We start from the raw sequence: 3,587 nt of genomic DNA on the forward strand, positions 1-3,587 counted from the left end.
CAAAAAAGCCAGAGTGATGAGTATGATTATCCCGGGTTTGGGACATATTTATGCCGGAGATGTAAGAAATGGGATAAACTCATTGTTGCTTAATGGGGGCTTTGCTTACCTTACTTTACAGACCATGTTTAATTATTCTTTATGGGATGCTGCAATTTCTATATTGCCTTGGTACCAAAGGTATCATATGGGTGGATACAATCGGGCAGAAGAAGCTGCTCATGAAAAAATACGAAACAAGACAGCGGAAATTTTCGAGGAAATTATTGTGACAGTGGCCTTTGCTCAATCTAGCACCCGAAACAAATAAGACAAAGAAAACTCCAGTTGGGTAAAATTCAGATCAAAAATTCTTTCTTGAGCTTCGGGATTTCCAAATTCATAAGAGTACCTTACTTCTCCCTGAATGGTATGATTGCCAAATAACTTAGACAGACCTACCCCTGCAGTAAGTCCATACATTAATTTTCTGGGCTTATCCCCTTCCTGTCCATAGGTGGGGATTACGAGGTCGCCTTCTATTACCCTTAGCTCATCATCTACATTCATTAAATAACCCAGATGCGGTCCTATCTTAATATGAAAGCGTCCGGAATTACCCAAATAGAAATTAGATAAAATAGGAACTTTCAAATAATTGAAACTGGTTTTATTGCCGGTATTGATGGTATCTGTAGCATGATAGCCGGTAGTCAAAAGCTGAAATTCTATTTGTCCTCCTGCATTTTTCTCAAAAAATTGTTCTATGACCAAGGAATAACTTGGAGCCCTAAAACCAGTAACATCTCTGGGATAAGTTCCCAGAGATGTCCTGTATGTTGCACTTGACTGAGTATATCCGGCTTTTATACCAATGCTAGTCTGGGCAACTAATTCCCCAGAAAAAATGCTCACAAGAAATAATAGGATAAAGGAAGGTTTCATAAGGTGATAATCGGACTGCTGACTCAAATCTAATGGGCCATTAACCTATTTTTTCTTCTCTTCTATATCTTCTTCCCTATCTCTCAATTTCTTGTCATCCACATTTTTGTTCAAAAACGCATTGATTTTATCAATAGAAAATGAGCTTGAAATCTCTCCAAATGAATTAATATTCATTTTGAAGCCTTCCAATTCTTCATTTACTTTTGGAATATCTTTCTTTTTTGAATTTTTTGCCATGACTCAAGGGGTTTAGGTATGTTTTGTGCCAGTTAAGAGGCTTTTATATTCTCTAACGCAAAATCTATTCTTAAGATTAGTTCTTCTTTACCTAATATCTCAAATATCTGCATAAGGTCCGGACCTGCGCCTACTCCGGTAATGGCAAGTCTTACGGCTTGCATTATTTTTCCTAACTTTATTTCTTTCTCCTCCGCAGTTTCTCCCAACATGGTTTTGGCCACCTCGGCGGTAAGCTCAGTAGAATTAGCTTTAAGTTTATCCCTAAATGCAGTTAGCACGATCACAACATTCTCATTCCACTTTTTATTCACGATGCGTTCATCAAACTCCTTTGGTGCAAACACCATAAATCGACCTTCTTTCCAAAGGTCTGCGGGAAAAGTAGCCCTTTCTTTCATTAGAGAAACTATCTTTTCAGCCTTTTCTTTACTTATTGTTACATTTTCTTTTGCAATATCCGCTAGTAAATAATCAGACAATGCTGCGTTACTCTTCTTTCTAAGGTACTGTTCATTGTACCATTTAGCTTTATTAATATCAAATTTAGTGCCCGACTTACCTATACGTTCTATGGAAAAAGCTTCAATCAATTCTTCAACCGTAAACATTTCACGTTGGTCCCCGGGATTCCAACCCAAAAAGGCAAGGAAATTTAAAAAGGCATCGGCCAAATAACCCGCTTCCTTAAACCCGTCTACCAACTCTCCATTTTCAGGACTAGTCCAATTTAATGGAAAAATTGGGAAACCATGTTTCTCAGCATCTCGCTTAGACAATTTGCCATTGCCATCAGGCTTCAGTAATAATGGAAGGTGAGCAAATTGGGGCATAGAATCTTCCCAGCCCAAGAATTTATACAACAAAACATGAAGTGGAGCAGAAGGCAGCCATTCTTCACCACGGATGACATGTGTTATTCCCATTAAATGATCATCTACAATATTGGCCAAATGATAGGTAGGCATGCCATCTGATTTCATCAGTACTTTATCATCCAATGAGTTGGAGTGCACCATGACCCAGCCACGAACCATGTCATTTAACCTAACCTCTTCTTTCCTTGGGATTTTGATACGTATCACATAAGGATCACCTGATTCCAAACGCGCTTTCACCTCGTCCGCAGGCAAAGTAAGGGAGTTTTTCATCTGAGTTCTGGTGATGGAATTGTACTGCGGAGATACCACCCTTGCAGCAGTAAGGCGCTTTCTCATTTCATCCAGCTCATCAGGAGTATCAAATGCATAATACGCATGACCTTGATCCAATAAGTATTGGGCATATTCCATGTACATAGGCTTGCGCTCAGATTGCCTGTATGGGCCAACTTCTCCAGGCTTCCATGGACTTTCATCAGGAGTAATTCCTATCCATTCCAATGAATTCTTTATGTACTCTTCGGCTCCCGGTACATACCTGTTTTGATCCGTGTCTTCAATCCTTAACAAAAATTTTCCGCCATTCTTTTTGGCAAAAAGATAATTGTACAATGCAGTTCTTACACCGCCTATATGTAAAGCTCCAGTTGGTGATGGAGCAAATCTAACGCGTACTTCCTTACTCATAAAACAGCAATAAATTTCAATTTAAGTGGGCAAAGATAATCAATAATAAACGAAATTGGCTGAATCTAGCCCAAAGTATTGCCAATGTTAGGCAGATCCAAAACTATAAATCACTGTTCGATGTTTAAATAGCCTAACATGCCGAAAAGTGTATCCCATAATGATCCCTCTCAAGCAGAAATGTTTCGCCTAATTAAAATTTTTGGCCTAGCATCCCTTGCTTTGGTACTAATCCTTTCTTTTTTCGATGGGCATAGGGCCAACAATTCTGGAGAAGACCCTACTTTTACGATTAAAGATGCAGGTCTTTTGTTCTTCTATAATGTCCGAAGAATTGATTATCGTACCAAGCGATTGGCTGAAGCCAAACTGGAAATTTATACCCACAAATCCTTTCAAAAAGACAGCACCTTTAACACCGTCCGTTTAGACATCATTGTCAATAAAAACAATCAAACGGCCTTTCTGTTCTTAAAATCTCAGGGAAATTACTTGGACAGGAAAATGCTTTTAAGAAACGGTGAGGGTCAAAAGCAAGATCACTTAACCCTGCTGCCAAATGCTTCCAACAGGCAAACGCACTTGGAAAATGCAAGAACAATTGGCTATTGGCTCCAACAAGAGTCAGGTACTGTACAGGTATTATCGGAAAATAAATGGCTACCCTTATTTGAAGGGGAAAGAGAAAAACAGGCATTTTTACATACCTTAAATGACTTTCTAAAAATTACGGGCCGGCAATGATTTGGTAAATGAAATGTAAAGAACCTTTATGTATGCCCAGCAAATAGCTTCTTTATCCTGAATTGCGAATGGCAACAAATTTTATTAATTTAAATAACTTTTTAGATAAAA

At 38.5% G+C, this 3,587-nt stretch carries 5 protein-coding genes; 2 read left to right on the forward strand and 3 right to left on the reverse strand.

What is annotated here, in order from left to right; all coding sequences use genetic code 11:
* Positions 1 to 310, forward strand: a 310-nt coding sequence (locus tag AAC037_RS21680; protein WP_339905556.1) for a hypothetical protein, incomplete at its 5' end; no start/stop codon positions are given.
* On the opposite strand, the gene AAC037_RS21685 is transcribed toward AAC037_RS21680, so the two are convergent.
* From AAC037_RS21685 to gltX, 3 genes are all read right to left on the reverse strand, one after another.
* Complete coding sequence (locus tag AAC037_RS21685) at positions 286 to 894, reverse strand: outer membrane beta-barrel protein (protein WP_339905558.1); 609 nt, start codon at positions 892 to 894, stop codon at positions 286 to 288. The two genes, AAC037_RS21680 and AAC037_RS21685, sit on opposite strands and share 25 nt — an antisense overlap.
* Positions 895 to 969: 75 nt before the next feature.
* Positions 970 to 1,164: a hypothetical protein gene (locus tag AAC037_RS21690; RefSeq protein WP_303614068.1), complete on the reverse strand. Its 195-nt coding sequence runs from the start codon at positions 1,162 to 1,164 to the stop codon at positions 970 to 972.
* A 32-nt stretch (positions 1,165 to 1,196) separates the two neighbouring features.
* Positions 1,197 to 2,732 carry a glutamate--tRNA ligase gene (gene gltX / locus AAC037_RS21695; RefSeq protein ID WP_339905560.1) on the reverse strand — a complete coding sequence of 512 codons (1,536 nt, stop codon included), beginning with the start codon at positions 2,730 to 2,732 and terminating at the stop codon, positions 1,197 to 1,199.
* Between the two features lie 138 nt (positions 2,733 to 2,870).
* Here gltX and AAC037_RS21700 point away from each other — a divergent pair, with 138 nt between their 5' ends.
* Complete coding sequence (locus tag AAC037_RS21700) at positions 2,871 to 3,476, forward strand: hypothetical protein (RefSeq protein ID WP_339905561.1); 606 nt, start codon at positions 2,871 to 2,873, stop codon at positions 3,474 to 3,476.
* Positions 3,477 to 3,587: the final 111 nt, after the last annotated feature.

This window comes from uncultured Cyclobacterium sp. (assembly GCF_963976465.1).
GTDB lineage: Bacteria > Bacteroidota > Bacteroidia > Cytophagales > Cyclobacteriaceae > Cyclobacterium.

Coding starts and splice junctions, on each gene's coding strand:
- AAC037_RS21700 (WP_339905561.1), top strand. CDS start 2,871: ATGCCGAAAAGTGTATCCCATAATGATCCCTCTCAAGCAGAAATGTTT.
- AAC037_RS21690 (WP_303614068.1), bottom strand. CDS start 1,164: ATGGCAAAAAATTCAAAAAAGAAAGATATTCCAAAAGTAAATGAAGAA.
- gltX (WP_339905560.1), bottom strand. CDS start 2,732: ATGAGTAAGGAAGTACGCGTTAGATTTGCTCCATCACCAACTGGAGCT.